Source organism: Rhodopseudomonas sp. BR0C11 (assembly GCF_010820945.1).
GTDB lineage: Bacteria > Pseudomonadota > Alphaproteobacteria > Rhizobiales > Xanthobacteraceae > Rhodopseudomonas > Rhodopseudomonas palustris_H.
Window position 1 is genome coordinate 1 of the sequence record NZ_QTKI01000438.1, and the last position, 3787, is coordinate 3787.

The 3787-nt window shown below is 65.8% G+C and carries 4 protein-coding genes and 1 pseudogene; 2 read left to right on the plus strand and 3 right to left on the minus strand.

All coding sequences use genetic code 11. The features are described 5' to 3' along the window. The 3 genes from zapE to DYI24_RS22945 form a co-directional block, all read right to left on the minus strand. A partial coding sequence (gene zapE, locus DYI24_RS22935) for a cell division protein ZapE (RefSeq protein WP_164573969.1) occupies nt 1-1040 on the minus strand: 1040 nt, incomplete at its 3' end. An 83-nt stretch (nt 1041-1123) separates the two neighbouring features. Beyond that, the gene (gene thpR, locus DYI24_RS22940) at nt 1124-1663 is read right to left on the minus strand and encodes an RNA 2',3'-cyclic phosphodiesterase (RefSeq protein WP_107342446.1); all 540 of its coding nucleotides are present in this window, start codon (nt 1661-1663) and stop codon (nt 1124-1126) included. Nucleotides 1664-1869: 206 nt separating this feature from the next. Beyond that, on the minus strand, nt 1870-2565 hold the full coding sequence (locus DYI24_RS22945; protein WP_246701353.1) for an arylesterase: 696 nt from the start codon (nt 2563-2565) through the stop codon (nt 1870-1872). Here DYI24_RS22945 and DYI24_RS22950 point away from each other — a divergent pair. Both DYI24_RS22950 and DYI24_RS22955 read left to right on the plus strand, forming a co-directional pair. Then, nucleotides 2564-3307 (plus strand): ABC transporter ATP-binding protein, encoded by a 744-nt coding sequence (locus DYI24_RS22950; protein WP_164573970.1) that lies wholly within the window; start codon nt 2564-2566, stop codon nt 3305-3307. The genes DYI24_RS22945 and DYI24_RS22950 overlap by 2 nt on opposite strands. Before the next feature lie 3 nt (nt 3308-3310). Further along, a pseudogene (locus DYI24_RS22955) lies at nt 3311-3787 on the plus strand (ABC transporter permease); the annotation flags it as partial.

Below are 3787 nucleotides of genomic sequence, written 5' to 3' on the forward strand. Positions count from 1 at the left end.
CGGTAAAGCCGGGCCGGCTCCGCAGCGGCTGAGGCCATCAGCTTCACCGAGTTGTCGTACAAAGTATCGATCAGCGCGATGAACCGCTTGGCGGCGTTGCGATCGGCGTAGTCCATCACCGGGACATGATCGATCATCAGCGTGTGATATTCATGTGCGAGCCGCAGGTAGTCGCTGGCGCCCAGCGGCTTCTGGCACAGATCGGCGAATGAGAAGCGAGCGACGTGGTGATCGGCCTGCGGCACATGCAGGATACGGCCCTTGATCGAGATATCGCGCGGCTCACCCTTCGTCGTCCCGGTGATCCGGTGCCACGCCCGGTCAATCGTCGCGGTCGCCTCGGCATCGTCGGGCGACAGCCAGACCTTCATGCCGGCGAATTTCTCCAGGCGGTAATCGGTTCGCGCGTCGAGCCGGATCACCCGCATATGCCGCTTCACCTGGCCGATGAACGGCATGAACAGCGAGCGGTTGAGGCCGCCCTTGTAGAGATCATCGGGCGCAACGTTCGACGTCGCCACCACCACGGTGCCGAGCTCGAACAATTTGGTGAACAGCCGGCCGAGGATCATCGCATCGGCGATGTCGGTGACGTGAAATTCGTCGAAGCAGAGCAGCCAGGCTTCGTCGAGGATCGAGGCCGCCGTCAGCTCCATCACGTCGGCATCCGGAATATCGCCGCGCTTGATCGCCTGGCGGAAGCCGTTGATGCGGTCATGGGTCTCGGCCATGAACTCGTGAAAATGCGACCGCCGCTTCAACGCGATCGGGCTCGCGTCGAAGAACAGATCCATCAGCATGGTCTTGCCGCGGCCAACCTCGCCATGGATGTAGAGCCCCTGCGGGGGGGCCTGGCCGGCATCGCCGCCGCCGAACAGGCGGCCGAAAAAGCCTTGCTTCTTCGGTGGCTTATAGCCGTCGAGCGTCTCGTTGAGGAGCGTGAAAGCCTGCACCGCGCGAGCCTGCGCCGGATCGGCTTCGATGCTGCCGGATGCGATCAGGGATTGATATTGCTGGCGGAGCGAGTGCGGCGAGGACATGCGGCCTTTTACCGCCTGATCGGGCGGCAAAATGCAAGCCGGGAATCGGTCGGAGAGCTATGCGCGATAACGAGGTGCCTTGGTCAGGCATTCAGCTCGTATGGCGCTTCGACGATATAGGGACCGCCACCGGTCGAGGCGCGGGCCGAATACAGCACGAACCGCTCGGCCTTGAACACCTTGGACGGGAAGTAGCCGCGGATCGACAGATAGTCGGCGACATCGCGGCTGGAAACGTCGCCGCGCAGCCGCGCCAGGGTGACGTGCGGGGTGAACTTCCGTCCCTCGGGATCGAGACCGACACGCTGCATCAACCGCTCGAGTTCGGCCTGCAGCTCGATCAGCGGCTTCGACGGCACCACCGAGGCGACTACTGCGCGGGGCTTCTTGCCGCCGAAGCTCGACAGACCCTGCAGGGTGACTTCGAACGGCTTGCGATTGACCCGAAACAGCGTCGAGGCGATCTCGTTGGCGGTGACGCCGTCGATGTCGCCGATGAACCGCAAGGTGAGATGATAATCGTCCGGATCGACCCAGCGCGCGCCCGGTAGTCCGCCACGTAAACTCGACAGGGTCTGGCCGATCTCAGCCGGAATCTCCAGTCCCGTAAACAAACGCGGCATCGGCACACCCTCGAACCTGAGGCCGATTGCGGCTGCCTATCCCGATCGTGGGGACCGTCCCGCGTGGGGCACGGCAGTCCGCAAAACGTCCGGCGAATCAACGATACGATTGTGTAGCGCGTTTGTGTAACAGCGCTACAGCGCAGCCCTCGTGGGGCCCAGAAAGCTGAGGGCAATCCGGCCCTTAAGGCGGAATTGCCGCTTTCTCAGCGGCTTTGCACCAGGAGCGGGCGGAGCAGCGCCTCGACCTTGGGCAAAATCCGCTCGACGATGATGTCGACGCCCGCCGCGGTCGGATGAATTCCGTCGGCCTGATTGAGGTTCGACACTGCCGCGACGCCGTCGAGGAAGAACGGATACAGCGGCACATCGTATTGCTTGGCGAGGTCCGGATAGATCGCGTCGAACTGCGCAGCGTAGTCCTTGCCGTAATTCGGCGGCGCCAGCATCCCGGCGAGCAGCACCGGCAACTTACGTGCTTTCAACCGCTTCAGGATCTCGTCCAGCGCCTTGCGCGGGACCTTCGGATCGGTGCCTCGCAGCGCATCGTTGGCGCCAAGCTCGACGATCACCGCATCGGCATCGGGCGGCACCGACCAGTCGAGCCGCTCCAGGCCGCCGCTGGCGGTATCACCCGACACGCCGGCATTCACCATCTCGGTGTCGATGCCCTTGGCTTTGAGCGCCTTTTGCAGCTTGGCGGGAAATGCATCGGCAGCCGGCAGGCCATAGCCGGCGGTCAGCGAGTCCCCGAGCACCACCACTTTCAGCGGCTTCGCGGCGGTCTCGGCCCGCGCACTTTGTCCAGGCAGCGCCGCCATCATTCCAAGTCCCAGGACCAGCGCGATCGTGCGCGCCCACCCCTCGACCGCCACGATTGAATAGCCATATGAGGCAGCCATGGACAGTCTCATTGAACCCTCGTCATTGGCCGGCGGCGCGCCGGACAGCATCGCGATCTCCAACGTCAACCTGTCGCTGGGCAGCGGCGCAGCGCGGGTGCACATCCTCAAGGATATCAGCCTGCGCGTCGGCACCGGCGAGACGATCGGGCTGATCGGCCCGTCCGGCTCCGGCAAGTCCACCCTGCTGATGGTGATGGCCGGGCTGGAGCGGCCCGACAGCGGTCAGGTGGTGGTAGGCGGCACCTCATTCAATGGTTTGGACGAGGACGCGCTGGCCCGCTTCCGCGGCCGCCAGATCGGAATCGTGTTTCAGTCCTTCCATCTGATCCCGACCATGACGGCGCTGGAAAACGTCGCGGTGCCGCTGGAGCTGGCCGGTCAGGCTGGTGCCGCGGACCGCGCGGCCCGCGAGCTCGCCTCGGTCGGTCTCGGCGAACGGCTGCATCATTACCCCTCCCAGCTCTCGGGCGGCGAGCAGCAGCGCGTCGCGCTCGCCCGCGCGCTGGCGCCCGATCCGGCGATCCTGGTGGCCGACGAGCCGACCGGCAATCTCGATGAAACCACCGGCAGGCAGATCGTCGATCTGTTGTTCGCCAAGCATGCCGAGCGCGGCATGACGCTGGTGTTGGTCACGCACGATTCCGGACTGGCGCAACGCTGCGACCGGGTGGTGCGGCTGCGCTCGGGGCGGATCGACACCACGCAGCCGGGCTCCGCCGCACGCGCACGGTCGGCTTGATCGATGACGGTCCTGACCGAGACCTCGCCCCGCACCCGTTCGTGGTCGCTGCCGCTGCGCTACGCGCTTCGCGAGATGCGCGGCGGGCTGAACGGCTTCTACGTCTTCATCGCCTGCATCGCGCTCGGCGTGATGGCGATCGCCGGCGTCGGCTCGGTCGCAGCCAGCCTAGGCGACGGGCTCGCCCGCGAGGGCCGCACGCTGCTCGGCGGTGACGCTGCGTTCTCCCTGATCCAGCGCGAAGCGACGCCGAAAGAAGTGGCGTTCCTGCGCAGCCGCGGCGATGTCTCGGTCGCCGCAACGATGCGCGGCATGGCACGCACCGACGATGGCCGCTCGGCTCTGGTCGAGCTGAAGGCGGTCGACGGCGCCTATCCGCTGCTCGGCGAGCTCAAACTCGAACCGCCGATGCCGGTGGCCGACCTGCTCGCCCGGCGGGACGATGCCTTTGGGGCCGCCGCCGACCCAGCCCCGTCTCTT

Coding starts and splice junctions, on each gene's coding strand:
- thpR (WP_107342446.1), bottom strand. CDS start 1,663: ATGCCGCGTTTGTTTACGGGACTGGAGATTCCGGCTGAGATCGGCCAG.
- DYI24_RS22950 (WP_164573970.1), top strand. CDS start 2,564: ATGGACAGTCTCATTGAACCCTCGTCATTGGCCGGCGGCGCGCCGGAC.
- DYI24_RS22945 (WP_246701353.1), bottom strand. CDS start 2,565: ATGGCTGCCTCATATGGCTATTCAATCGTGGCGGTCGAGGGGTGGGCG.